Origin of the sequence: Leeuwenhoekiella palythoae (genome assembly GCF_900130045.1) — a bacterium.
In the GTDB taxonomy this organism is placed as follows: Bacteria; Bacteroidota; Bacteroidia; order Flavobacteriales; family Flavobacteriaceae; genus Leeuwenhoekiella; species Leeuwenhoekiella palythoae.
Genome location: NZ_FQXT01000001.1, coordinates 75,881 through 102,600 on the forward strand (window position 1 = coordinate 75,881; position 26,720 = coordinate 102,600).

A 26,720-nucleotide genomic window follows, 5' to 3' on the forward strand; every position below is an offset into this window, starting at 1 on the left:
GAAGAATCGTTTTGGACGCTTTTTTAGACCGAAGCTTACGTGAAAACCTCAGGCGCGCCAATAAATGTTTAAAATAATCAATTACCTTTTAAATCTACCCTCTTGAAAAATATAATTCCCTTTTATCTCCTTTTTGTTTTCTTGATCCTTGCTGCGTGTAAAGATGCTAACACCACTAATGTTGAAGAAAATGAATCACAAAATACTTCTGAAACTACTGATGCAGAAGATCAAAATGCTACTTCAAACAGCATTTTATTCTTTGGCGACAGTCTGACTGCCGGTTACGGTTTAGAAGATCCAGACAATGCATTTCCCGGTTTGATTCAAGAGAAATTAGATAGCCTCGGACTTGATTATAATGTGATCAATGCCGGTCTAAGTGGCGAAACTACCGCCGGAGGTAGAAACAGATTAGAATGGGTGCTGGAACCAGATGTAGCTATTTTTGTGTTAGAACTAGGAGCTAATGATGGTTTACGTGGTGTTTCGGTAGCAGAGACGCGTGAAAATCTGCAATGGATGATTGATAAAGTAAAAGCTGAAGCGCCACAGGCAAAAATCGTTCTTGCGGGGATGCAGCTTCCTCCTAATTTAGGAACAGAATACACCACCGATTTTAAAAATATGTTTCCGCAGTTAGCTGAAGAAAATAATATTGCTTTTATTCCTTTCCTATTACAAAACGTAGGCGGTATCGCAAGCTTAAACCAAAACGATGGTATTCATCCTACCGAAGAAGGGCATAAACTGGTAGCTGCCAATGTATGGCCTGTTTTAAGACCACTTGTTCAAGAATAAACAATGGCGCAAAAAGAAACCAATCTAGAGCAGCTCTACGATTACCTCAATGATGAAGAAGATGCGAGGAGTTGCAAGGCGATCGATGAAGAATCTTGTAGAGAAACGCCAAAAAATTATTTCCTCATTCTTATAAGTAATATGCTCACTTCTCTGGGGGACACCTTGAGCAATCCTAAAACGGTACTCACTTGGATTATGAGTTATGTAAATGCTCCCGTGATGCTCATCAGTTTTATTGTTCCCATTCGAGAATCAGGGTCGATGTTACCCCAGTTGTTTATTGCTCATTACATAAGAAAACGTGCCGTACGTAAATACATTTGGGTCTTAGGTTCGTTTCTACAATTCCTAGCTATTGCCGGCATCGGCTTGATCGCCTTATCTTTTGAAGGAACTATTGCCGGATGGTTGATAATCGGATGCCTAATCGCTTTTAGTCTTGCTCGGGGCTTGTGCTCCATTGCTTTTAAAGATGTTTTGGGAAAAACAATTCCGAAGAAAAAACGCGGAAAATTAAAAGGTTACACCTCATCGGTAAGCGGAATCTTGGTCTTAGCAGCCGGTCTATTTATTCTTTACCGATCTAAAGATGATGTTGGTATTGAATTTTACAGCTACCTCATTTTCTTTGCTTCAGCATTATGGCTGATTGCTGCGTTGATCTATGCTAACATCAAAGAATTTCCCGGTGCCACCGAAGGAGGTAAAAATGGTCTAAAAGAAGCCTGGAACCGTTTGAGCTTGCTTAAAGAGGATAAACCCTTTAGAAATTTTATCATTACCCGTTCCTTACTGCTTTGCTCCGCCTTAACTGCACCTTACTACATTTTGCTTGCCCAGCGCTATGTAGGTAAAGAAGCCTATTTATTGGGTTTGTTCATTATTGCAAATGGCGTCGCTTCCATCATTAGTGCGCCGGTTTGGGGTAAAATGGCAGATAAATCCAGTAAAAAAGTAATGACTTATGCAGCGATGCTTACTGCTGGTTTAGGGCTCATTGTAGTTGGGTTAATTCAATATGTCCCAGGTTTACGCGATCAAGTTTGGTTGTATCCTGTGGCGCTTTTCGTATTGGGAATTGCCCATCAAGGAGTGCGCCTGGGCCGTAAGACCTATATCGTGGATATGGCAGAAGGTAACCGTCGTACCGATTATGTTGCGGTAAGCAATACGCTCATCGGAATCATACTACTAATAACTGGAGGTTTGAGTGCTCTTGCTTCGCTGATCTCTGTTGAAGTCGTAATTGTTTTACTTTCTGTTTTAGGCATTATTGGTGCCTTCAAGGGTTCTACCCTACCCGATGTAGAATAAACGTTTTAAAACATTCATTTTTTAAGCAGCAAAAAAAAAAAAAAACGCCACGTTTTAAGTGGCGTTCTTTCCATTGCTGGATATTGTTATATCGGCTGCATCCTGGATGCCCTTAGATATTAAAGATTACTTCTTTTTAGAAGCAGTCTTCACCGGCTTAACAGCAGCAGGTTTTGTAGCCTGTTTAGCTGGAGCAGCCTTTTTAGATGACTTGTTTTGTGCCATTGTTTGACTCATTTTATAGTACTAATGTATGCCGAAATTTGATATGTTTTACAAAGTGTTCGGTGGATTTTAGTTAAATTTATAGTTAATATTTCAGTGCTTTTTTGAAGCACTTTTTAACCAATAATGTATGAGCAATCCCAGTAAAATAGAGGCTTATTTTGAAACAGAACATCCTTTTAAAGATGCTATTTTAACATTAAGAACCATAGTAAAGCAAACAGAACTTGTTGAAACCTTTAAATGGAGTGCTCCCGTGTACACCATAGACGGCAAAAACGTCGCAGGGATCGGAAAATTTAAACATCATTTTGGGGTTTGGTTTTTCAACGGCTCGCTTATTAAAGATAAATATGGGCGGCTGCACAATGCACAGGAAGGTAAAACCAAAGCCTTGCGCCAGCTGCGCTACACCGATGCTTCAGAAATTAAAGAAGACGAACTTTTATACTACCTCAACGAGGCGATTAGCAATCAGAAAAAAGGATTAGAAGTAAAAGCCGCGAAGCCAGTAAAAAAAGTGGTTTTACCTACAGAACTCACTCAAGCGTTCTCAGAAAATCAAAATTTAGAAAAGGCTTTTAAAGCACTTACTCCGGGAAGACAAAAAGAATACGCCGAGCATATTGCTTCTGCCAAACAAGAAAAAACCAGACGATCCAGACTAGAAAAAGCCACACCACTTATTCTTGACGGCAAAGGCTTACACGATAAATATAAAAATTGCTAAGATGTCGGCTAATAAAACACAACCTACAGATGCTTCGGTATTGGATTATATCAATGCAGTGCAACACGAGCAACGCAAGAAAGATGCATTAGCGCTCTATTCTATTTTCAACGAACTTCTTCCTGAACCGGCAGTGCTATGGGGAGATAGCTTGATCGGCTATGGCACGTATCATTATAAATACGATAGCGGCCGCGAAGGTGATTTTTTTCTTACGGGATTTTCACCGCGTAAACAGAATCTTTCAATTTATATTATGCCGGGTTTTAAGCGCTATTCAGAATTGCTTGAACAACTGGGCAAGCACAAAACCGGGGCTTCGTGCCTTTACATCAACAAACTCGCAGACATTGATCTTGAGATTCTAAAAAAACTGATTACCGAATCTGTGGCTTATATGCGTGAGAAATATAAAGCTTAAAACTTATCTCTTTACGACGCCAATAAAGCTAGTATTTACACGTTGACCTAACTACAACTACATAATTTAACTATGCGATTATCACTTTCTATTCTTGTTGCCAGTATCATTTTAGTGAGTTGTGGTTCGGTGAAGAAAGAAAACGTTGAGTATTTAGATACAGCGTATAAAGCTTCTGCAGAAGCTCCTGAGCTTAATATTTTTCAACCTAAAGATTCCCTGGTAGCTCACGATGTGCTGATTTTTGTTCACGGTGGAAACTGGAACAGCGGAAATAAAAACACCTACTCCGTATTAGGGCGTAATTTTGCAGGCAAAGATTACCTCACCGTCATTCCCGGATATACGCTGAGTCCGTATGCCAATTACGATCAGATGACTCAAGAGATCGCCAAAGCCATTAAGTGGACGCACGATAACGCCCAAGCATATGGCGGCGACCCTAACCGAATCTTTTTAATGGGGCATTCCGCAGGCGGGCATCTGGCTGCGCTAGCGGCTATGAATCCAAATTATCTAGAAAACACAGATTATATAAAAGGAATTATTCTCGACGATGCAGCCGGACTCGATATGTATTCCTATTTACAAGAAAATCCGCCTGGTGAAGATGAGTATTACAATGTGACTTGGACGACCAACCCTGACGAATGGAAAAACGCTTCGCCGTATTATTTTTTAGATGAAAATACGCCGCCTATTTTAACCTTGCTAGGAACTAAAACCATTCCGTCACTTTACTATTATAATGATTTGTTTCATAAGAAGCTTCTCGAGTTTCAGCCCGAAGCACAACTGCTGATTATGAATAAAAATCATACCGCGATGGTGACACAATTCTTCAATCCGTTGAGTAAGTATTTTAAGGAGATTCAAAATTTCACTTCAAGTATTGAGTAAACTACCTCAGGCAAGCCTTTGGCAGCGCCAATAAAAAAAGGGACAGTAAAACTGTCCCTTTTTTGTTAATCTTCTTCTGCGATGATCTTGTTCTGTTTAAAAGGCCGTACGATGAGTCGGGCTGCTTTGTCATAGTTGAGATAACTGTAAGTCCAGTTGAAAAAGGTCACTACCCTATTTCTAAAGCCCACGAGAAACCAAAGGTGTATAAACATCCAAATAAACCACGCGAGAAATCCACCAAAGTGAATTTTACCCATATCGACCACGGCTTTATTTCTACCTATGGTCGCCATAGAACCTTTATCAAAATATTTAAAGGGTTCTAACTCCTCTTTACGTAGCATCTTTTTAAAATTCTTCGCCAGATTCTTTCCCTGTTGAATAGCGGGCTGCGCTAATTGCGGATGACCTTTTGGGAAATCTTCGGTTTCCATTAAAGCGATATCTCCAATGGCATATATATTTTGAAAACCGGCGACACGGTTGTATCGGTCTACTTTATAGCGGTTCAGTTTTGGTAATAAAGCGGTTTCTTCAAAACCTTCGATAGAAGCACCAGTCACACCAGCAGACCAAATAAATGTTGCGGTATCTAGTACCAAATCTCCTTTTGTGGTCACACGGTTATTCTCATAATTGCCTACAAAAGTTTCTAAGTGAATGGTCACCCCCATTTCCTCTAAAAACTTCTGCGCTTTTTCTGAAGATTGCTTACTAAATGGCGGCAACACGCGATCTGCACCTTCAATCAGGTGAATTTCAATTTCGCTAGTATCCATATCAGGATAATCGGCTTGGAGGACATTAGAGCGAAGTTCTGCAAAGGCACCACTCAACTCAACACCGGTTGGGCCGGCTCCAGCGATTACAAAACGTAAAAGTTCTTTTCGTTTTACCGGATCTTCGGTTCTGTTGGCCTTCTCTAAATTTTCAAACATCAGACTGCGAATGTTTAAAGCCTGCGGAAGACTTTTCATCCAGATCGCATTTTCTTCAATAGTTTTATTTCCGAAGAAATTAGTGCGCGTACCTGTCGCAATCACTAGATGATCATAGTGCAAGTCGCCAATATCAGTACGTACTTTTTGTAGTTGGGTATCTATACGATGCACTTCGGCCAACCTGAAATGCATATTTTTTTGTTTCCTGATGATTTTCCTGAGAGGGTAAGCTATAGATTCTGGCTCGAGCCCAGAAGTAGATACTTGGTACAATAAAGGCTGAAAGGTGTGGAAATTTCGCTTGTCGAGTAAAACTACTTGATAATCTGTTTTTTTAAGTTTTTTTATCAGGTTCATACCTCCAAACCCCCCACCAATAATAACGATGCGCGGTTGGTTAGTTTCAGGAATATTCATGGTAGTTAATTTGTATCAAAGTTAACGTACAGGCCCTAGAACCGTTAATCTTTATCATTATTTTAGCAATAGCTGTAACATATTACCCCGCTTCTGTACAAATACTTCAACTAACAATTTAATATTGGATCCGCAACTTGAAAAACAATTTGTAACACAGCTTGAAGCCAATCAAAATATTGTGCATAAGATCTGCAGGCTTTATACCCACGATCAGGAATCGCATAATGATTTGTTTCAAGAAATAACCATTCAATTATTTAAAGCCTATCCTAAATTTAGAGGAGACTCTAAGTTTACCACCTGGATGTATCGTGTAGCGCTCAATACAGCAATTACGCTATATCGCAAGTCTAAGCGACGGATTAAAACGCAAGACTACGATAACGTGATGTTTAAAATAGCCAGTACCGATTATGACGACACTATTGAAGAACAATTAAAATTAATGTACTCGGCGATCAGGCAACTCAACGATATTGATAAAGCGCTGGTATTTCTTTATCTGGAAGACAAACCCTATAGCGAGATCTCTGAAACTTTAGGTATTTCTGAAGTGAACGCCAGAGTAAAAATGAACCGGGTAAAAGGAAAGTTGAAAGACTTATTAAATGTGTAGAACGATGGATGAATTAGATTTCTTAAAAAAAGACTGGAAGCGCCAAGAGGCAGATCTTCCTAAAGTAAGTGTAGACACTATATATAAAATGATTCATAAACGCTCTTCGTCTTTGATGAAGTGGATTTTATATGTATCTATTTTTGAGTTTGTATTATGGACTATTCTTAACATAACTACGGTAAACGCCGAAACCCTTGAGACCCTTCGACAAATACATTTGTATGAATTTGAAATCGTAGGTATTGTATTGCAATATGCCGTTCTAGGCATCTTTATCTATCTCTTTTACAAGAATTATAGAGAAGTACAAACTACAGACAATACTAAGCATTTAATGAGTCGTATTCTCAAAGTGAGACGTACGGTTAACTTTTATGTCGCTTATAACCTCATAATCTTTTTTATTATCGGGATGGTGGTATTCATTGCAATGCTCAATTTTGACCCGAAGTTCAACGATGTAATGATACAAGCCGAAGACGGTACGCAATCTATGCCGTTAGGATTTATAGCCGTATTTATTGTGATGCTGCTCGTTTTAGTCGCATTGCTATGGGCTTTCTACAAGTTACTATACGGTATTTTGTTACGCCGTTTAAAACGTAATTACAAAGAGCTTAGCAAGCTGGAAATGCGTGACTAGATTGCTTCTCTTCTTTATTCTTAGAATATTAAAGCCTGTCTTGATTGAGACAGGCTTTTTTATACTGAACCATTACCACTTTTTTAAAACATCTCAGGGCAGGCTTTTGGGAAACATCGTGATTAGCGAAAACTTATAAAGATTTAAGAAAATCATAATCTTTTTTATGGAGCTATTAACAAGTGCTACACTTATTTTTGTGACAAACAACCTATTATGCCCAAAGTCTTACTCGTTCTTTTTATTGCTGTTTTGCTGAATGCATTTACTGTAAAAGCACAAGAATACACTTCTGCATCTATAAAGCAAACCATTCAAGATTTTAAGAAGGACCCTCGCGGTCCTTATTTACGTATACGTTGGTTTTGTGAAGATGGCACTATGCGTGAGCCTAAAGATCCGTGTCCGGAAGGCGTAGACGGTATTCAGCACGCAAGCTATAAACCGCTAACCGAAAATCTGGCGGAGCGTAATCATTTATTTTTTGGTGAAATTTTAGCCGCAGCTGATAAAAATAAATTTTGGGATGAAGCACAAGAACAAAGCCGACTGAAACAATACCAACTCAACAAATATTTGCAAAGCGTAGATAATGGGTGGATTCTGGAAAAAGCACAATTTTACCGCGGGGCGATTCAATCTGAAGACGAAGAAGCCTGGGGAATCGAATTCTACGAATGGTTACTTAAAGATGACGCCCGACTAGATAAGAATTACTACGTTATTCGTCAATCTTTAAAAGATATACCGCATTCTGGCGATGACAATATTGCACAGCGTATGCGAAGCGAATCAAAAGTTATCGCTGAAGAATTCCCGAAATTTATGGACGTTCGCGTGAAAATTCACGGGCAGCCGGAAGTTAGCGATCTTGCTCTTGTGCAAAATTTCCGTCAGGAATATAGCGACGAACTCACTCCAGAACTTAAGGAGCAATTTGATGCTTTAGTGGCTACGCTAAATGAATATTATGCACCTATCAATTTAGAGCGCCTTAAAAATCAAGTTGCGAGCATTAAAGGGGACTTTGATGTAAAACAGCAACTGCTCAAGTTTACCACAGACTTTGATAACAACACTCCGGCTTACGATATCATTCCTGAGATTAGTGATCTTTTGTGCAATATTAGAACGCAGGTAACGCAAGTGAAAAAGGCTTCAGAGCGCCTAACGCTTTTAGATGTTTCTTTAAAGTTAGAAGAAATGCTTCTGAAAAAAGCCGCAGATTGGGAACCTGAAGATTTGCGTGACCTCTTAGATAAAAACTATTACCTAAGCTACGCAACTGCCGGCACCGGACTTCTCGAGGTTTGGGAATGGGAAGAAGTGGCTTCAGTTATTGCTCCTATAAATTATACAACAGTTTCTTTAGCCGAATTAAATTCCATTTTAAACACTTCGCGCAGCATCGTGCAATGGAGTGCGGCAATGGCTAAAGCCAATTACGATGCTGTAGTTGAAAAATACGCCGAATTTGAACCGCTCGCAATGGGCTTTATCGACGATCGCGTGCGGTCATCTGTAGCGCTTCCTTTAGGAAAAACGGTTAGCGAATTGGGTGATTTTATTTCAAATAAATCAAACTTGGAGAACGATGTGATGCAAATTGATGAGCAAAGCGCTATTCACGGCTTGAATCCTGGTTATGCACTGGGCGAATTGGTTGTCGTATCTGGAAATCCGGATGCGGTTGAAGTTTCTAATAAAAAGATCTACATCTTTAAACGTCCACCTTCAGACCTTAAACCGGTTGCCGGAATTGCTACTGTAGATGAAGGAAATTTAGTTTCTCACGTACAGCTTCTCGCGCGTAATTTAGGTATTCCTAACGCCGCTTTAAGTGATAAGAATCTTGAAGATCTTCAAGAGTTTAATGGCGAAGAAGTGTTTTACGCAGTTTCAAATAAAGGTACAGTGATCCTAAAACCTGCAGATGAAATGACTTCGGAAGAAAAAGCGCTTTTTTCATCTGAAGAACGTAAGCAAACAAAAATTGCCGTCCCAATCGAAAAAATTCAGTTAGATCAAAAAAGCATTCTCAATATGAGGGATATCGATGCTTCCGCAAGCGGTATTCTGTCGGGTCCAAAAGCTGCAAATTTAGGTCAGTTAAAGAAAATGTTCCCGGATCACGTAGTTGAAGGACTAGTGATTCCTTTTGGGATTTTTAGAGATCATATGAATCTCCCAATGCCCGGTCAAGGTAAAAGTTACTGGGAATTTCTTACCGAAATGTTTGAAACCGCCGAAGCTAAACGCCAGGCAGGAACTCCTGATGCTCAGGTGGTAGATTATCAACTCGCCAAACTTGCTACCTTGAGAGACGCGATCAATGCGATGCAATTAAAACCTGCCTTTGTGAGCGAATTGCGTAATTCATTTGCTTCTATTTTTGGTAAACCTATAGGACAAGCCCCGGTGTTTTTACGTAGTGACACCAATATGGAAGACTTAAAAGAGTTCACAGGTGCCGGATTAAACCTGACGCTTTTTAATGTGGTAGAAGAACAAAAGATCTTAGACGGAATTAAAAAAGTATGGGCGTCGCCTTATACCGAGCGTAGTTTTAAATGGCGCCAAGTATATCTTTCTAATCCCGAAAATGTGTTTCCTTCAATACTTGTGATCCCAAGTGTTGATGTTGATTATAGCGGCGTTATGATCACCAAAGGAATCAACGAAGGAACAGACGAGGATCTTACGGTTGCATTTAGCCGAGGTGCCGGTGGAGCCGTTGACGGTCAAGCTGCCGAAACTCGCTTAGTAACCGCTAACACGACTAAACTATTAGCTCCAGCAAGACAGCCAGACTATATTAGACTTCCTGTTTCCGGGGGAACCAAAGGATATTCAACCTCTTTTGAAGCTTCGATCTTGAATGAAAAAAATATTCAAAGCTTAAGAGAAGTGGCAGATGAAATTAGATCAAAAATTCCTGAAGAAACTAATAGTGATCCTAAGGCTGCTTATGATGTAGAATTAGGTTTTCAAGATGATAAATTATGGCTGTTTCAGATCAGACCATTTGTCGAAAATAAAAATGCGCTGAGCAATGGATATCTTGACTCCATTTCGCCTAAAACCAATCCTGACGAATATATTGAGATGGATAGCAAACTTTAAACTTCCGCAGTAATTTCTATAAAAACAACCTATGAAAAAAGTACTAATCTGCATACCGGTCATTCTCCTAACCTTAGCATTTGCAGTACCTGACAGCTTCTACCCTATTGACGGATATGAACGAACAGGCATTGACAGACTGGCCCAATTAGAAAAAATAGTGCGCGACAGTATTGCGTATAATCGTATTCCGGCCGGAGCCTATCTTTCGGTTGAGGATATAAAACTTCGATTGACCGCAAAACAAGATAGCGCGATCGCTTATATGACTGAAGATGCAGAATTTCAGAAAAAAATAGGCGGTTTGTTTTATGGTTTAGACCAGAGCTATTCGATCTCGGTATTAGATATGACTGATAGTACCAATCTTAAATACGCTGCGCGAAATGAAACCCGAGGATATCAACCGGGAAGCGTGGGTAAATTAGCTATTCTTATCGCAATGTTTGATCAACTTGAAAAATTGTGTCCTGATGATTGGGGTGCACGAGTGAACCTACTTAAATATAAACGTGTAAAAGGCGGTCCGTTTGCAGTATATGACCATCACACGATTCCGGTTTATGATATTGAGCAAGATAAATTAACCCGAAGAACCGCGCGCGAGGATGATGTTTTTAGCCTTTATGAATGGATTGACCATATGGTTGCCGTAAGTAATAACGGGGCTGCCAGCGTGGTCTATCGTGAGGCTTTATTATTGAAGGTTTTTGGAGAAAAATACTTTGACCTTACTGACGAGGAAGCTATGCAATGGTTTAAAGATACAGATCGTGGCGAGGTGACCAGACTTGCTAATGAAGTAGTAAACGAACCTTTACGCGCAATGGGAATCACAGAAGATGAGTGGCGTCTGGGTGGTTTTTTTACTAACGGTGGAGAACGCTACGTAGGCAGAATGGGCGGCAGTATTGGTTCACCAAAAGGGTTGATGAAGTTTTTGATCAATCTAGAACAAGGGAAAGCGGTAGACTCTCTTTCTAGTTTAGAAATGAAACGCATTATGTATCAAACAGAACGTCGTATTCGGTATGCATATTCTCATGAATTAGACTCAGCCGCTGTGTATTTCAAAAGCGGAAGTTTTTATAAATGTGATAAAAGTAAAGGTGCTTGCGGCGACTATGCCGGAAATGTTTTTAATTATATGAATTCTGTAATTATTGTAGAGCATCCTGATGACGGTCCCAAGTATATTGTGTGTCTTATGACCAACGTGCTTAGGAAAAATTCGGCTACAGATCATATGTATCTCGCAAGCCGTATTGATAAAGTTTTACAAGAAGTAAACCAGCCAAAAGCTTCAGCTACGGGGCAATAACATATAAAATTTGTACGCATTAAATCCCGTTCATTTTTTGGACGGGATTTTTTATTTACCAAGTTCATTTAAGTCTAAAAAATTCTCGTCAGATTATTAAAGAATCTTACTAAATTCAAACGGAATTCAGATTCAGAAAATAATCAACACGAACCATAAGCCCTATGAAAACTATTCAGTATAAAAAAGAGATCCAAGCGCCCGCGACAAAGGTGTACCGTACAATGCTAGGCTTAGATAACATCAAAACTTATGAGAAGTGGACGGCAGCGTTTGATCCCACTTCAACCTATGAAGGAAGTTGGGAAAAAGGTTCAAAAATATACTTTGTGGGTACTGATAAAGAAGGGAACCGTGGCGGAATGATTTCTGAAATCGTCGAGAATATTCCTAATGAATTTATCTCTATACGCCATTATGGAATTTTAAAAGGAACTCAGGAAATTACTGAAGGTCCTGAGGTAGCATCGTGGGCTGGTAACCTAGAGAATTATAGCTTTAAGGAGCATCAAGGGATCACCACAGTTACCGTAACGAGCGAGGTCCCTGAAGATTATCTTGATTACTTTAATACTACGTGGTCCAAAGCTTTAGACAAGCTTATAGAACTTTCTGAAGCTTAAATTTTAGGTTGAGATGCTTAAATAAGCTTAAATTAAATTTTGGTTTTGTGTCAAAAGTATTTTTTGCTAATTTTAAATCGCACACGATTTAATCGTAAAAGATATAAAATGAAATATACTACCACTCAAAGCGTTTTTAGGATTATCTTAGGTACTTTAATGGCCATTGCCGGCGTTGGGCATCTCACCTTTCAGCGACAAGAATTTCAGGCTCAGGTACCACGCTGGCTACCGGATAGTGCCGCTTTTATGGATTTTGTGGTACTCGCTTCGGGGGTTACAGAAATTCTATTAGGTCTCGCAATGATCTTCATAACCAAGCATCGCATTAAAGTGGGCTTGATCTTAGCACTTTTTTATGTGCTGATCTTTCCAGGAAACATTTCGCAGTACACCAATGGTATTGATGCTTTTGGTTTAGATACTGATCAAAAAAGGTTAATACGCTTGTTTTTTCAACCGGTGTTGATCTTATGGGCGCTTTGGTCTACCGGAGCACTCACCTATTTGAAGAATAAATTTAAAAAATAAGCTATGAATTTCTACGATTTAGAAGCAAAAACACTTCAGGGAGAAACGATATCAATGAATTCTTTTAAGGGAAAAACGGTTCTTGTAGTGAATACTGCGAGCAAGTGCGGCCTTACGCCACAATATGAGGGACTTGAAGCACTGTATGAGAAGTATAAAGATAATGGTTTAGAGATTTTAGGCTTTCCTTGTAATCAGTTTGGTAATCAAGAGCCGGGCGGCGCTGATGCTATTGAAGAATTTTGCCAGGTGAATTACGGTGTTCATTTCAAAATGTTTGATAAAATTGAAGTTAATGGCAGTAATACGCATCCCGTTTTTAAATACCTAAAGAAGCAGCTTGGCGGAACTTTAGGAAGTCGCATTAAATGGAATTTCACCAAATTTCTCATTGACAAAAACGGACAACCTGTAAAGCGCTTTTCACCCCTGACTAAGCCTGAGCATCTGACTAAAGACATTGAAAAAATTCTGTAAATGAATCAAGAAACTCCTCAATTGCATCTTGAAAACCAATTGTGTTTTCCGCTTTATGCGGCTTCACGGCTTATGACCAAAATGTATGCTCCTTTGCTAAAAGAACTGGATGTAACCTACCCGCAATATTTGGTTTTACTGGTTTTATGGCAAAATGGGGAGCAGACCGTAAATGCCATTGGATCCTGCTTACTTTTAGAATCTAATACCCTCACCCCACTTCTTAAACGCTTAGAACAAAAAGAGTTATTGGTGCGTAGTCGTGCCCAGCACGATGAGCGTGTGGTTTTAGTCAAACTCACACCTAGCGGTCAAGCGCTAAAGGAAAAAGCAGTAAGTATTCCGCAGCAAATTGCAAATCTTTTTAGCGACGTAGATCTTAAAGAAGAAGATTATGCCACCTTTGAGAAAACCTTAGCCCAGCTTGTACTGGTGTTGAAAGAACGCAGCCAGGAAGTTTAAGAGCCCAATGAAGTACCAGTTGTCGTATCTAATAAAGCAGGTTGCAACTTTTTAAGCGCTAAGGAAGCGAAAGAGCGCACATCACGGTTTTTAGCGGTTATTTTGAGTTCGGCTAGCAACGGTAGGAATGAAGTATCTCCTAAAAATTGAATTAAATAGATCACAGGAAGTCTAAGGTTACCATCACCTACTTCAATGAGTTTTATAAGGGCCTTATTAAAACTGATATCATCTTCTAAAATCTCTTGATACACATCTACGTCTTCGATAATTGCGAGCTCTAATAAAGGCAATAAACTGTGTTTTAATTTAGGGGAAAGAATATTATCTAAAAACTCGATAGCATTCGCTCTAGTATCACGATCTGTGCTCACGAAACCTTTATAGGCCACATCAAGATCTTTTCGGCTGTAGTACACCGCAAGAAGTTGAAAAATGGTTTCAATACGCAAGCTTAGTTGTCGGTCTAAAACCTCTAGCAGACCTTCGCGTGCTTGAAGTAATTCGGTTTGATCATCTTCCGGTAAGCGATCATATGCCTTAGCATTAAAATTGCTTTTGATCACTTTACGACTACTTACAATATCCCGATACTCAAAGGTATACTGCAATAGAAGCCTAAATACCGTTTTGGGGAAATAATTAAGCTTAGGATTCTTTCCTTTTAATTTATGTAATGATTTTGCTGAAGCACGGCGAATAAGGTTATCGCGACTCTGGAGTAAGCGCAGTAAGACACGCACAGAAGCTTGTGTCTCAAACGTCTGTATCACCGCCGGGATATATTTCTTTGCATTGTTTTTCAATAATTTTTCAGCTTCTCTGGCTAGCAAGATCTCACTAATGCTCTCCCCGTAAGCAATAAGCGCTGCGATGGCATCTTTTCGGTACTGTTTAACCGTCAGAAAATCAATCAACGCATCAATAAATTGCGGAGCTCTCGAAATTCCTGCAGCGATAATGGCGTGGCTTACAATATGCGGATTCCGGTTATTAAAGTTAGCCGAAATAAAAGAATAGAATTGCGGCATCTGCGCGTAACCAATAGACTCTAACAGAAATGAAAGTTCCTCAGGACGGTGATCGCTATCTGGCAATTCTAATTCTGCCAGCCACAACTCAATACGCAATTCAAGATTGTAACGGCTTGCGATCTGTTGGTTATTTCGTGCTTCTTTGGCCAGGCAAAGTAAGGCTGCGTGCGCAATATAATCGCTGCTGTGATTGAGATAGCTATCAAAAATTCGGCTATCATTTAAAGAAGTATGTAAAATGAGATAATTCATCGCCGCATACACTACTTCGTCATCTTTAAGATGCACCATATCGCGCACGGCTTCTAACGCAGTGCCCTCAGGATAATGGTAGAGTTGATTAATCGCAGCGATCTTAACCGCATCATCTACGTGATTCAGTAGAGGAATAATTTTTTGCTTTAAGATCTTAGCATTACGTTTATTTAGATGGTTGAGATATTCTACAATTTGTAAAGGATTCCCATTGCTTAAAATACGTTTCCCTAGCTCTAAAGGTGACTTGCGCTTGCGCCTCGGAACGCCTTCGGTGACCTCAACAGCTTCTTTAAGACTTTGCCTAAAACTCTTAAAGTAAGAATCTCTAACTCTAAAAATTCCGACAATCCAAACCAAAATCAGAAAAATGATAATTACTGTAACATAGTTAGACGGTAACGACAATCCTTTTATCACAAAAATTAAAAGACAGCCGGCAATTCCTGTAGCGACACTATCAACCACCACATCGATAAATGATTTGGTGCGGTTTTTTATTTCTAAAGAAACCGGCACCATCGCAAGTTCGGTAGCAGCTTTATTGACAGATTGTTTAAAGCTTCCGTCAATACCTTTGATGATTATGAGCACCCATAACTCCGGAAATGTCAGGAATAATAAAGAACCTAGTGCAATACCTAACGGAAGGATTAGCAACGAACTATTAACTCCCAACTTTTCTACTACCCGGTTGGTCAAAAACAATTGAATCCCAAGCGAGACCAAATTGAAGGTTGAAAACCAAAAGCCAAAAAACGAGGCCAGTTGATCTGCATCAGGAATTGATCGCGCAGCAAAATCACTAAATTGAAAATCTACAAGTTTAGCAACAATAACACCTAAACCTATGATCAAGGCCAGATAGGTTAAGTGTCGCGATTTTAATAAAAGCTTATATGCAGAGTCCCCAAGCGAATGGTTACTACTTTCTGAAATTGAAGCTCTACTGACGTATCCCTTTTTATAGATCAAGGATAGTAACGGAATACAGGAAATTATAAACAATGCGGCGATAAGCAGCATGTTTCCATTACCAATATACGGCACGAGAATAGTCGTTAAGTAGCCTCCAAAAATCCCTCCTGCAATTGCCCCGGAACCGATGAAACCAAAAAGTCTTTTGGCCTCTCTGGCATTAAATACCATATTAGCCAACAACCAAAATTGACTTGTGGTGAGTACAGCGAAAATTCCGCTAATGACATAGAAAATATAAAGCGCTATGGCGCCGATAGCGTTTAGCTTATACAATACGGCCAAAAACACAAAAGCCAGTGCAAAGAACACCAGCGATGAAACCATAATACGACGTAAAGAATACCGCCTTACCGCTTGATTATAAAAATATGATGTTACGATTGCCGTTGCAGCAATAAGTAAATAACCAAACGCAAGACTATCTGCTCCCAGCCCCTTTAGAAAAAGCGCGTTGACAGTAGGTTTTACAATAAGCAGGATCGTGATGATCAAAAAGACGTATAACTGCATGAAAAAAGAGATGGTTATCTCACCATCTCTTATATTAAACGTCTTTTTAAGGAACTTCTTAATCACCTAAGTTGCCAGCGCCTTTTGTAGCACTCGCAAGTAAAGTTCGAGATTTTTGTAGAGCTTTCTCTACAGGAAATACTAAATTTCTTATAATTTGTTCACCGTTAGGATCTTCAATAAGCGCTACCATAATATACTTGCGGCCATCTTCTCCCCAAACTAAAATAGAATCTGAATGATATTGTTTCCAAGAACCAGATTTTCTAAATAGACGTGCATTAGGTGCTATACGCTCAAGCGTATTTACGAACTTGTGGTGCAATGAAGGATTCTCCATAATATCAAGCATTGCTTTAGAACGCTCTGGGCTTACCAATTTACCGGTAACTAATTTGTAGTAAAATCTGCAAACTTGCTCTGCAGTTGCGGCGTGGCTTAGTCCTTTCATTGGATCAGGTCTACGTTCTCCGGCAGCCGCATAGCGCTTGCCTACCCAAAGACCACCGCCTTTACTCTGATCATATAACTTATAACGGTCGCTGGTAAGTACACTTGAGATTTTGTCATACCCCAGACGATCAATCATACGGGTACTGGCCTGATTATTTGATTTGCTGATCATCAACCACATATCTTTTTTAACTTCTGCGGTTTCTTTAAGTTCTCCTTTTTCGATCGCATCCATCGCTGAAAGTAGGATTGCAATTTTAGGCAAACTTGCAGCATACATCATTTCTTCACCGTTAAGACCTGCATATTGAATCGCATTAGGGTCATCAAGACTCACAATACCCACAGCCATCTTTTTCTGGTCTACTAGGCGTTTCATTGTAGGGTCTTTAGCGATCTGATTGTATAATTGAGTAGTTAAAACACTGCTGTTAAAATCTTCTAGCGGTGCATCAATACAATCTTTAAATGGAAGTTCTTGTGCTGTTATTTTTGAAGTCATTGCTACTACTAGCAATACAAGGGCGAAACTTAGTTTTCTCATAAACAATTTTTGGGTCTAATTGATTTTGGGGCTTTAACGCAATATTTACATTAATAGTATGCAAAGGTTAAAGAAAAATCAACCTAAAATCAATATTTAACATTCTTTGTTTTAATTAGTTGCAAGCGCTATGCCAAAGAAATGTTAAAACTCAAGAAATTTAAATGTTTATTTCACTGACTAATAGTCCCATCTACGGGTTTGATTAAGCTGTTCTTCTTTCTCTAATTCTTCCTGAGGAATTACTTTTAAGAAGGAAGGATGCTGCTCTATGGCATACTCAATCATTTCTACAATATCCTCTACGCTATCATTTTCGTAGTCGATATCTAATGGTTTTTTAATTTCCATAGTCTGAAGAATTCCGCGTTTTTTAATACGAATTCCCTTTTTATCAAAAGATCTTCTAAAACCATCAATCACAATTGGCACTACTACAGGTTTGTATTGTTTAATGATATGCGCGGTACCTTTTCTAATGGGTTTCCAAGGTTTTGTAGTTCCCTGCGGAAAAGTAATCACCCAGCCGTCGTGCAATGCGATCCCAATATTTTCGGTATCGCTCAAATTTACGGGTCTGTCAATCTCTTTTCCTTTAGATCGCCAGGTTCTGCTAACTGAAACTGCACCGGCATAAGCCATAATACGCGGCAGTAATCCGCTGCGCATCGTTTCGCTTGCTGCTACATAATAAATGTTGAGTTTAGGCTGCCACAGATAGCCTACGTTTTTGATGCTATCTACTCTACCGCTTAAACTCGCATTAAATACGTGAAACATCGCAACGACATCAGCAAAATAGGTTTGATGATTAGAGACAAAAAGTACGTTTGTGTCCGGCAGATCTTTTATAATTTCAGAACCGTCAATCTGTAACGCATTAAAACCACGATAGCGGCGATGTGACATCACACCCGCCACTCGTATAAGCCACTTCTTGATGAAGTCATAATGCCCAAACGGATTGGTTTTAAAAAGTCCCATAGTTTTTTGTACGTAATAAAAGGATAGTTGTGAAATATAAAATTAAAACTTCAAATTATATGCCTAAAGTCGATCTATTTGCTGAAATGCCCATTTGACTTCACTTAGCATCATTGCGGTCGCGCCCCAGACCACGTGCTCTGAAAGATAAAAAGCAGGAACGTCAAGCATCGTCCCGTAAGAGGTATCTATGCGTTGCGTTATAACGCTTTTGTCTGCAAGAAACTCCTCTAACGGAACTTCTAATATTGCTTCAACTTCTGCATCTTCTTTGGTAAATACCGGAGTTTGCTCTACATAGCCTATAAAAGGTTGTACCCAAAAATTACTTGGCGGAATGTATAGTTTAGTGAGCTTCTTCACGACATTTATTTCGTTTTGCGGAAGGCCTACTTCTTCTTCTGTTTCTCTCAAAGCAGTATGTTTAATACTCTCATCACAGGTTTCGGCTTTACCACCGGGGAAGCCTACTTGGTTACTGTGAACTCCTTTATAGGTTTTTCTTAAAATGAGTACGAGTGTCGTTTCCCCTTTAGTATTAGGATAAAAAACCGCCATCACCCCTGCCCATCGCGGCTTTTTGGCTTCGATATCCATTTCGCTTAATGCACGAATGCGTTCATCAGGCGCCATAAGAAACTGCGCTTCTTGTCCTAATAATTCCAAATTGCTTAATTTTGGAACTTGTTTTAAAAACTCATCAAACTGCATATATGCGTACTTCTCTTTACTTTTTACTTAGCTTAATTCTATTGACGGGAGCCGGATGTGAAGATAAAAAAACAAAAGAAAAAGCCGAGGAGACGCAACAAACTGAGACTGTTTTAGATAGCACTCCAGAGCAAAAAGCTCAAGCCGAAAACGAGCGTCTTAAGAAAAAACCGGGTTCAATTATTGAATCTCAAGCAGAGCTAATCCCCTTTTTGACCGAATACGGAAAAAAGAATAAAGAAACGCGAGCACGGATTTCAACTAAATTTGGTGATATTGACATTCAACTTTACCGAGATACGCCTTTACATCGTGCCAACTTTGTGCTTCTGGTAAAACAAGGTTATTTTGATGAGACCATGATTCATCGCAATGCGCTGGATTTTGTTGTACAAGGTGGAAATAGCGATGGGTATGAAACACCTAAGAAGCGTCAGCGTATCGGAAATTATCTCATTCCCAACGAAGCTAGTGCCAATCATACACACGTACGCGGGGCATTTTCGGCTGCAAAATATTTAGAGCAAAATATCAGCGATGCCTCTTCACCTTTTGAATGGTTTATTGTGGTTCCTGAGCGTGGTGCTCATCATCTTGACGGCGAGCATACGGTTTTTGGCCGCGTAACTCAAGGTATGGATGTGGTTGACGAGATCAATAAGCTCAAAACAGATGACAACGAGTGGCCTATTGAAAATGTATATTTAAAAGTAGAATTGCTCGATTAAGCTTTTTAATCTTTAAAAATCCCGGTTTCTAAACCGTCTAAGCTGGTCTGATTTTTTTCGGTCCAGTATTCTTTAATACCGCTTTCTCCTTTTTGTTCGGCCCAAACCTTTAGCGTTTCGCGTTCCCCTTTATAGTCCATAAAAGGAACTCCAAAACCACAGGAAGTTTGTACCAAATCTATTTTTAACTTGAAGATTTGTCGGGAACCTGCAGTTTCTTCAAAATACTTCATGTACGCAGCAAACTGATCATCGCGCTCATGGTAAACTTCGGCTTCCCCAAAAAGTCTTAAGATCAATGGATTTTTTTCAAACGAACAAAACATAATCGTCATCCGCGTATCTTCGAGCAAATGCGCTGCGGTTTCGTTCCCGCTTCCGGTAAGATTTAGCCAAAGTACCTCTTGTTCATTCAGAATATAAAAGGTGTTCATACCTTTAGGTGAAATATTCACACGTCCTTCGGCAGCTGCCGTACCCACAAAAAATATCTTTTGGGCATCTATAAATTCTTGAAGTTGTTGATTGAGATGCGGAAGCTTTTTACCCATGATTGAAAGTTTTTTTAAAGCTACAAAAGTAATTGCAGTCTGCTACCGCTCTGCCTTGCTATAAATAGAAGGCAGTTGCACTTCATATACCACCGCTAACGTTCTAATGACAACTACCACAAGTCCTGAAACTACTGCATTTACACCAGCAGCAATGCCGTAATGGTGCATAATGACATACAACGTTCCTCCTGCAATACACGCACTCGCATAAATTTCCTTTCTAAAAATCACCGGAATCTCATTACACAGAATATCGCGAATTACCCCTCCAAAACAAGCAGTAATAGTCCCGAGAGCCACGCAAATAACCGGATCCAGATTGATCAACAATGCAATTTCTACACCGGTGACCGTATATAACGCAATACCAATGGTATCAAATAAAAATAGTGATCTGCGCACGTAACGCAATTGCTTTCTAAAAATAATACCAACTATAGTAGTCGCAACGATGATATATACAAAGGTTGAATCTAGCAACCAAGAAACCGGCGATTTGCCAATGAGTAAGTCGCGTAAAGTGCCACCTCCCACCGAAGTAACCGTCGCAATGATCAAGATCCCAAAAAGATCCATACGCTTTTTTGTTGCCGTGATCACTCCCGAAATCGCAAATGCGATAGTTCCTAAAATATCAATTATACTGGCAATATTTTCCATTACTGCTGGGTGTAATAGTTATAATCTTTAAGCACGCGATCTACGAAGTTAAAAGGTGTTTCTTCTGGAGTGATCTGCATGGTTGCCGCCAATTTCTGACTCAATTTTAGAATAACATTGTGTTTGCTGTGCAGGCGTGCTTCGGTGTAAATGGTTTTTACCTTTTGAATATCGGCATCTGTAAACACAGTAACTTGCGGATATTTAGGCACATAATCGTCTGCTATAGTTTCTAAAATTGTATGGCTGATTTTTACCTTTTTACGTTCAGTAATTACGGTTGTTCCGGCAGCGATATCTCCAAGACGCTGCCCTTTTCCGTTAAGCAAAATGGTAAATACCGCTACTCCCCCACTGGTAAGAGTAATGTCTACCATACGCATCAACCAGCGCACAAAATAACTTCCAAAACCCGGTTTTGAGCCATCTATTTTTACCACACGTAAACCTAAAGCGGCCTTACCCGGGGTACGACCATCCCAAAAAGCTTCGAGTAATAAAAAGTATAAAAACGAAGGAATCCCAACGATCATAAAGTAAATATTGATCGAACCGTCAGAATTAGAGTCCAGACCATATGCAGAAAGCAAAAAGATGGAGGCAATCCAGTAAGCACCTAAGATTAAAAGGTCTATCAGGTAGCCCAAAATACGATCACCAATACCTGCAACTTGCTGCTGTATGCTCACATTTTGTGCAGTTTCAATTTGAAAATTATCCATTAACTTAAATGCTATTCCCGACAATCGAGATTAAAAAATGTTTATTAAAACTTTTGTTTCCGAGCGCTCAAAATGCAAAAAAATAAATTAGGCCTTAAATAAGCACACGTAATCTACTATTCTTTTATCTTTGAACGATACCATTCTCATTAAACCCATTTTTGAGGCTGTTTTAATGAGCATCACAACAATTCAATTTATGCGCGAGGCGGCTTTTGTGAAGCAAAATAAGGACAAATGGATAAGATTTGAAAACGTTCTTTCTGGTAATCATACTGATTTATCACCTGACGAATTATCTGCTTTATATCTTGAAGTTACAGATCATCTTAGCTATGCGAAGACCTTTTATCCTCAGAGTAAAACCGCGCAATACTTAAACCATCTGGCCTCGCAATCGCATCAAAAAATCTATAAAACCAAGCGAGAATCCAGCACGCGTTTCATCACTTTTTTCACTCAAGAGTTTCCGTTGTTGATGTACAAGTATCAGCGACAGTTGCTCATTTCTTTTTTAGTGTTTACCCTATTTTGTGTCGTAGGTGCTTATAGCGCTGCGACAGATGGCGCTTACGTGCGTAGTATACTGGGAGATGCTTATGTAAATATGACCTTAGAAAATATAGCTGATAACGATCCCATGAGGGTATATAAAGAAATGAACGAGGTTGAAATGTTTATGGGCATCACCGTAAATAATATTAAAGTCGCGCTAATGGCTTTTATCTTCGGAATTTTACTCAGTATTGGTTCCCTGTATCTAATGATGCAAAATGGAGTTATGCTGGGTTCTTTTCAATATTTCTTTTATGATAAAGGACTGCTATGGGAATCTGTACGCACGATATGGATTCACGGTACGATTGAAATTTCGGTGATCATTATCGCCGGCGCAGCGGGTTTGGTTTTAGGAAACGGTATTTTATTCCCGGGAACCTATACCCGCCTAGAATCCTTTAAACGCGGTATGAAAGACGGATTAAAAATCGTGGTGAGTACGATTCCGTTTTTTATTATTGCCGGCTTTCTTGAAGGTTTTGTGACCCGCCATACCGAAATGCCAGACTGGCTAGCCATCTTAATTATTACACTTTCTTTGTTACTAATTTTATTTTACTACGTCGTATACCCCAGAATATATTTCAAAAAACAACTACAACCATTAGATGAAAGAACTGATCACATTTAAAAAACAACGCGAACTAGGCGACATAATTACCGATACATTTAAATTCATTCGGCTAGAGTACAAACCATTGTTTAAAGCACTTTTACGCAATGCAGCGATTCCGTTTTTAGTATTGATAGCTATCTCTGCATACTACACGAGCGCAACAGCCAACTTTTCATTTTTAGAGGGTGGTACTTTTGGCGCAGCTAATTTATTCCTACCCATTTTAGCTTTGTTTATCGCCCTGTTTTTCTATTATGGTGTGCTCTATGGCACCGTCTTGAACTATATCAAGCTATATGTTGCCAATCAAGGGGTTGTAGATCAAGATGAGTTAAAACGTTCTGTAAAATCAGAACTGGGTAGCTTAACCGGGCTCACTTTTCTAATTTTTATAATGATGTTCTTTGGGTTTATGTTGTGTTTCTTTCCCGGAGTTTATATTGCGATTCCACTGTCGTTAGCTTGGGCCATTCTGGTTTTTGAAAATAAAGCTGTGGGAGATTCTATCTCAGACAGTTTTAAACTCATCAAAAATGAATGGTGGATCACCTTTGCCACAATGTTGGTTTTAGGTATTTTACTTTACATCGCTAACATTGTACTTTCACTCCCTGTGATTTTATATAGCTTAACTAAAGGTTTTCTTTCTGCTGAAACAATCTCTCAAGGCGATATGTCAAGTATGTTTGATTGGGTTTATATTACGCTGAGCGTGCTTTCATCGGCGGTACAATATATTCTTGCCGGAATTTTTGCCATCGCGATCGCTTTCATTTATTTCAATCTGAATGAAAAGAAAAATCAAACCGGAACCTTTGAAACTATAGAAAGTATTGGCTCAGACCATTAATGATCACTAAGCTGTTTTACATATTAATTTGCTTGTTTTCGTTTGCAGCATTTGCTCAAAATACAAACGATTCAACAACTGTGGCCCGGCAAGTGCGCTATGATGATAGTGTTGTGGCGCCTAAATATTTTGAGGAGCAAGCACTTGAAGAATACCGTCAGGATGACGCCTTTGACTATGTGGCTTTTGTTCCGCCAGATAATATTTGGACGCGCTTTAAAACCTGGCTTAATGACCTCTGGTCTTCTTTTATTCAATGGCTTTTACAAGGAGAAGAAGTTAGCGGTATTCTTGGTTTTCTTATTGAAGCACTGCCTTATCTGATCATTATTTTGGTGGTAGCCTTGCTCGTTTGGCTCTTTATGCGCATTGACCTTGGCGGTTCGCCTCTCAAAACAAATGCTTTAAACAAAGTCATTCTTTCAGACGAACAAAAAATAATAGAGACCCAAAACATTCAAGAACTTATTGATGCTGCGCTGAAAGAAAACAATTATAGACTCGCCGTACGTTTTTACTATTTACTGTTATTACAAAAGTTAGCACAAAAAGATATTATAGATTGGCAAGCGCAAAAAACCAATGCCGATTATGTTTATGAAATCAAGAACGATACCTTGCGTGCAGACTTCACCAAGCTCACTAGGATCTACGATTTTATTTGGTATGGAAATTTTAATGTGAGTTCGCACCAGTTTTTAAAAGCCGAAACAGAATTTAAAAAGACCACTGCAGATTTATGAGCAAACGCTATAAAGTAATGGCAGGGGTACTCATCGCTTTTCTTGCGGTTTTGATTCTTGCCGAAGCTTCACAACCCGAACCCATCAACTGGTTTAAGGGATACGGTAAGCAGGATAAAATTCCTTTTGGCACCTATGTTTTTCACGAGCAATTGCCAAGTGTGATCAATGCAAACCGAATTGAAGAAGTCAACATTCCACCATTTGAGTTTTTACAAGACAGCACCCTACCGGCAGGAAGCACTTATTTTTTCCTAAACGGAAGTGTTTATAATGATGCCACCGAAAGTAATAAACTCTTAGAATGGGTAGGACGAGGCAATACCCTTTTTGTTTCGGCCGGCTCTATTAGCAAAACCATTTTAGACAGCCTCTGGTTAGGTCTAAATTTTTATAGCGAAACGGCTAACCAAAAAAAACGACCACTGGTTAATTTTACCAACCCGCGGTTAAAAGCAGAGCGCCCTTTTCGATTAAATAAAGATGTTGGTACCGTTTACTTTGATGAGATAGACACTCTTAAAACAACTGTTCTTGGCGTGTTTGATTTGATTCGTGATAATGATTCTTCACAGATAAAAAAGCCCAAGGTCAATTTTATAAAAACACCGTACAAGAACGGAACTGTCTATTTACACACGTTCCCAGAAGGCTTTACCAATGTTTTTATGTTAGACAGTACTAATGCAGAATATACTGCAAAAGCACTGTCTTACCTCCCAGATGATGGCACGATATACTTAGATCAGTATTATAAAAACAGTAAAGAATATGCTGTTTCTCCGTTGCGATTGATTTTGACCAATAAATATTTAAAATGGTCGTGGTACTTGCTGATTCTTGTAGCGATTCTGTGGGTTATTTTTGAAGGAAAGCGTAAACAACGTAGCATTCCCGTGATTCAGCCTTTACCTAATAAAACATTAGATTATACAAGAACTATTGCCGGAATGTACCTTGATAAAAAAGATAATCGGCAAATTGCGATGCACCAAATCAATCATATCTTAGAGCATATACGTAGTGTTTACACCTTATCAACAGAACGCTTTAGTCAGGATTTTGTTGAAAAATTAACCGCTAAAAGCGGCAAACCACAATCCGAAATTAAAACACTCGTAGATTATATTATCTTGATCAGACAAAAGGCTGTTGTGAGCGAAGACGAACTTATAAAGCTCAATACGCTTGTAGAAAATTTTAAAAACACCCATTAGTTATGGAAGAATCCTATAAGGACCCTGAAAATCAAAATACACCTCAAGATTCAACGGATGAAGCTTCAGAAAACTTAGCGTTTCAGAGCAGAATTCCGCTCGAAGAATTACGTGACAATGTAGCTGCTTTAAAAGCTGAACTTGCAAAAGTGATTGTAGGCCAGCACGAGTTTATAGAACTGTTGATCGTCGCTCTGCTTTCTGATGGTCACGTTTTGATCGAGGGTGTTCCGGGAATTGCTAAAACGGTTACCGCAAAACTTTTTGCCAAAACATTGAACACCAACTTTAGTCGTATTCAATTTACGCCAGATTTAATGCCAAGTGACGTTCTGGGAACTTCGGTTTTAAATATGAAAAGCAGTGATTTTGAATTCAAGCATGGGCCTATTTTCTCTAACATCATTTTAATTGATGAGATCAACCGCGCTCCGGCTAAAACTCAGGCTGCACTCTTTGAAGTGATGGAAGAACGCCAGATCACCATAGATGGGCATCGTTATGAATTAGAAAAACCTTTTATGGTTTTAGCCACACAAAACCCTATTGAACAAGAAGGAACTTACGCCCTTCCCGAAGCACAACTTGACCGTTTCTTATTCAAGATCAAAGTGAATTACCCCGACCTTGAAGATGAAATTCAAATTCTTAAATCACAAAACGAGCGTACCGGCTCACAAGCAGAAGCCATCAATAGTGTACTTTCACCAGAGCAACTTCAAGAATATCGCGAGCAAACCCGTAAGATCCTAGTAGAAGAAAAAATACTCAACTATATCGCGCAGATCACGGTAAAATCACGTACGCATCCGCATTTATATCTAGGAGGATCGCCTCGTGCTTCCCTATCTATTATGAACGCTGCAAAAGCATTTGCTGCGATTTCCGGGAGAGATTTTGTGACTCCAGAAGATGTAAAACGCTCCGTAACTCCGGTTTTACGACATCGGGTTATTCTCTCTCCAGAACGCGAGATGGAAGGTATGACTCCGGAAACCGTTATCGATATGTTAGTACAATCTGTTGAAGTCCCTCGTTAGTGC

Annotated in this window: 28 protein-coding genes; 20 read left to right on the forward strand and 8 right to left on the reverse strand. The window is 39.4% G+C overall.

The window, feature by feature from the left end; genetic code table 11:
- Positions 1–102 precede the first annotated feature (102 nt).
- From BUA96_RS00325 to BUA96_RS00345, 6 genes are all read left to right on the forward strand, one after another.
- Complete coding sequence (locus BUA96_RS00325) at positions 103–801, forward strand: arylesterase (protein WP_072979168.1); 699 nt, start codon at positions 103–105, stop codon at positions 799–801.
- 3 nt (positions 802–804) lie between these two features.
- On the forward strand, positions 805–2,118 hold the full coding sequence (locus tag BUA96_RS00330) for an MFS transporter (RefSeq protein ID WP_072979170.1): 1,314 nt from the start codon (positions 805–807) through the stop codon (positions 2,116–2,118).
- Positions 2,119–2,176: 58 nt separating this feature from the next.
- Complete coding sequence (locus tag BUA96_RS17230) at positions 2,177–2,350, forward strand: hypothetical protein (RefSeq protein ID WP_164916939.1); 174 nt, start codon at positions 2,177–2,179, stop codon at positions 2,348–2,350.
- A gap of 123 nt (positions 2,351–2,473) precedes the next feature.
- Complete coding sequence (locus tag BUA96_RS00335; protein ID WP_072979172.1) at positions 2,474–3,073, forward strand: YdeI/OmpD-associated family protein; 600 nt, start codon at positions 2,474–2,476, stop codon at positions 3,071–3,073.
- A gap of 1 nt (position 3,074) precedes the next feature.
- Entirely contained in the window at positions 3,075–3,494 is a 420-nt protein-coding gene (locus BUA96_RS00340) for a DUF1801 domain-containing protein (protein WP_072979174.1), read from the forward strand.
- 72 nt (positions 3,495–3,566) lie between these two features.
- Positions 3,567–4,394, forward strand: coding sequence for an alpha/beta hydrolase (locus tag BUA96_RS00345; RefSeq protein ID WP_072979176.1), 828 nt, complete (start codon positions 3,567–3,569; stop codon positions 4,392–4,394).
- Between the two features lie 65 nt (positions 4,395–4,459).
- Here the strand turns inward: BUA96_RS00345 and BUA96_RS00350 are convergent, their stop codons facing one another.
- Positions 4,460–5,755, reverse strand: a complete 1,296-nt coding sequence (locus tag BUA96_RS00350) for an NAD(P)/FAD-dependent oxidoreductase (RefSeq protein WP_072979178.1) — start codon at positions 5,753–5,755, stop codon at positions 4,460–4,462.
- Positions 5,756–5,879: 124 nt separating this feature from the next.
- On the opposite strand from BUA96_RS00350, the gene BUA96_RS00355 reads away from it, so the two are divergent.
- The 8 genes from BUA96_RS00355 (at position 5,880) to BUA96_RS00390 (ending at position 13,557) form a co-directional block, all read left to right on the forward strand.
- On the forward strand, positions 5,880–6,374 hold the full coding sequence (locus tag BUA96_RS00355; RefSeq protein WP_072979180.1) for an RNA polymerase sigma factor: 495 nt from the start codon (positions 5,880–5,882) through the stop codon (positions 6,372–6,374).
- A gap of 4 nt (positions 6,375–6,378) precedes the next feature.
- Positions 6,379–7,020: a hypothetical protein gene (locus BUA96_RS00360; protein ID WP_072979182.1), complete on the forward strand. Its 642-nt coding sequence runs from the start codon at positions 6,379–6,381 to the stop codon at positions 7,018–7,020.
- A gap of 216 nt (positions 7,021–7,236) precedes the next feature.
- Positions 7,237–10,143: a PEP/pyruvate-binding domain-containing protein gene (locus tag BUA96_RS00365; protein ID WP_072979184.1), complete on the forward strand. Its 2,907-nt coding sequence runs from the start codon at positions 7,237–7,239 to the stop codon at positions 10,141–10,143.
- 31 nt (positions 10,144–10,174) lie between these two features.
- A complete protein-coding gene (locus BUA96_RS00370) occupies positions 10,175–11,464 on the forward strand; it encodes a serine hydrolase (protein ID WP_072979187.1) in 1,290 nt (429 codons plus the stop codon).
- 164 nt (positions 11,465–11,628) lie between these two features.
- The gene (locus tag BUA96_RS00375) at positions 11,629–12,087 is read left to right on the forward strand and encodes an SRPBCC family protein (RefSeq protein ID WP_072979189.1); all 459 of its coding nucleotides are present in this window, start codon (positions 11,629–11,631) and stop codon (positions 12,085–12,087) included.
- A gap of 108 nt (positions 12,088–12,195) precedes the next feature.
- On the forward strand, positions 12,196–12,618 hold the full coding sequence (locus tag BUA96_RS00380) for a DoxX family protein (protein WP_072979191.1): 423 nt from the start codon (positions 12,196–12,198) through the stop codon (positions 12,616–12,618).
- 3 nt (positions 12,619–12,621) lie between these two features.
- Positions 12,622–13,095, forward strand: a complete 474-nt coding sequence (locus BUA96_RS00385; RefSeq protein WP_072979194.1) for a glutathione peroxidase — start codon at positions 12,622–12,624, stop codon at positions 13,093–13,095.
- Positions 13,096–13,557, forward strand: coding sequence for a MarR family winged helix-turn-helix transcriptional regulator (locus tag BUA96_RS00390; RefSeq protein ID WP_072979196.1), 462 nt, complete (start codon positions 13,096–13,098; stop codon positions 13,555–13,557).
- Here BUA96_RS00390 and BUA96_RS00395 read toward each other — a convergent pair.
- The 4 genes from BUA96_RS00395 to BUA96_RS00410 form a co-directional block, all read right to left on the reverse strand.
- Entirely contained in the window at positions 13,554–16,337 is a 2,784-nt protein-coding gene (locus BUA96_RS00395) for an NTP/NDP exchange transporter (protein WP_084673009.1), read from the reverse strand. The two genes, BUA96_RS00390 and BUA96_RS00395, sit on opposite strands and share 4 nt — an antisense overlap.
- A 58-nt stretch (positions 16,338–16,395) precedes the next feature.
- Positions 16,396–17,334 carry a serine hydrolase gene (locus tag BUA96_RS00400; RefSeq protein ID WP_072979201.1) on the reverse strand — a complete coding sequence of 313 codons (939 nt, stop codon included), beginning with the start codon at positions 17,332–17,334 and terminating at the stop codon, positions 16,396–16,398.
- Between the two features lie 180 nt (positions 17,335–17,514).
- Positions 17,515–18,318 (reverse strand): lysophospholipid acyltransferase family protein, encoded by an 804-nt coding sequence (locus BUA96_RS00405; protein ID WP_072979203.1) that lies wholly within the window; start codon positions 18,316–18,318, stop codon positions 17,515–17,517.
- Between the two features lie 63 nt (positions 18,319–18,381).
- Positions 18,382–19,029 (reverse strand): NUDIX hydrolase, encoded by a 648-nt coding sequence (locus tag BUA96_RS00410; RefSeq protein ID WP_072979205.1) that lies wholly within the window; start codon positions 19,027–19,029, stop codon positions 18,382–18,384.
- A 2-nt stretch (positions 19,030–19,031) separates the two neighbouring features.
- On the opposite strand from BUA96_RS00410, the gene BUA96_RS00415 reads away from it, so the two are divergent.
- Positions 19,032–19,757, forward strand: a complete 726-nt coding sequence (locus BUA96_RS00415) for a peptidylprolyl isomerase (RefSeq protein ID WP_072979207.1) — start codon at positions 19,032–19,034, stop codon at positions 19,755–19,757.
- A 5-nt stretch (positions 19,758–19,762) separates the two neighbouring features.
- Here the strand turns inward: BUA96_RS00415 and BUA96_RS00420 are convergent, their stop codons facing one another.
- Genes BUA96_RS00420 through BUA96_RS00430 form a run of 3 tightly spaced genes read right to left on the reverse strand, consistent with a single transcriptional unit; the run spans position 19,763 to position 21,693 of the window.
- Positions 19,763–20,308: a pyridoxamine 5'-phosphate oxidase family protein gene (locus BUA96_RS00420; RefSeq protein WP_072979209.1), complete on the reverse strand. Its 546-nt coding sequence runs from the start codon at positions 20,306–20,308 to the stop codon at positions 19,763–19,765.
- 42 nt (positions 20,309–20,350) lie between these two features.
- Complete coding sequence (locus BUA96_RS00425; RefSeq protein ID WP_072979211.1) at positions 20,351–20,971, reverse strand: trimeric intracellular cation channel family protein; 621 nt, start codon at positions 20,969–20,971, stop codon at positions 20,351–20,353.
- Positions 20,971–21,693 carry an RDD family protein gene (locus BUA96_RS00430; protein ID WP_072979213.1) on the reverse strand — a complete coding sequence of 241 codons (723 nt, stop codon included), beginning with the start codon at positions 21,691–21,693 and terminating at the stop codon, positions 20,971–20,973. The genes BUA96_RS00425 and BUA96_RS00430 overlap by 1 nt, the downstream gene beginning before the upstream one ends.
- A 199-nt stretch (positions 21,694–21,892) precedes the next feature.
- On the opposite strand from BUA96_RS00430, the gene BUA96_RS00435 reads away from it, so the two are divergent.
- Genes BUA96_RS00435 through BUA96_RS00455 form a run of 5 tightly spaced genes read left to right on the forward strand, consistent with a single transcriptional unit; the run spans position 21,893 to position 26,717 of the window.
- Complete coding sequence (locus BUA96_RS00435; protein WP_072980412.1) at positions 21,893–22,882, forward strand: stage II sporulation protein M; 990 nt, start codon at positions 21,893–21,895, stop codon at positions 22,880–22,882.
- Positions 22,860–23,717, forward strand: a complete 858-nt coding sequence (locus tag BUA96_RS00440; RefSeq protein ID WP_072979215.1) for a YciC family protein — start codon at positions 22,860–22,862, stop codon at positions 23,715–23,717. Before BUA96_RS00435 ends, BUA96_RS00440 begins: the two co-directional genes overlap by 23 nt.
- The gene (locus BUA96_RS00445; RefSeq protein ID WP_072979217.1) at positions 23,717–24,460 is read left to right on the forward strand and encodes a DUF4129 domain-containing protein; all 744 of its coding nucleotides are present in this window, start codon (positions 23,717–23,719) and stop codon (positions 24,458–24,460) included. Before BUA96_RS00440 ends, BUA96_RS00445 begins: the two co-directional genes overlap by 1 nt.
- Positions 24,457–25,677, forward strand: coding sequence for a DUF4350 domain-containing protein (locus BUA96_RS00450; protein ID WP_072979219.1), 1,221 nt, complete (start codon positions 24,457–24,459; stop codon positions 25,675–25,677). The genes BUA96_RS00445 and BUA96_RS00450 overlap by 4 nt, the downstream gene beginning before the upstream one ends.
- A 2-nt stretch (positions 25,678–25,679) precedes the next feature.
- The gene (locus tag BUA96_RS00455; RefSeq protein WP_072979221.1) at positions 25,680–26,717 is read left to right on the forward strand and encodes an AAA family ATPase; all 1,038 of its coding nucleotides are present in this window, start codon (positions 25,680–25,682) and stop codon (positions 26,715–26,717) included.
- Positions 26,718–26,720 lie beyond the last annotated feature (3 nt).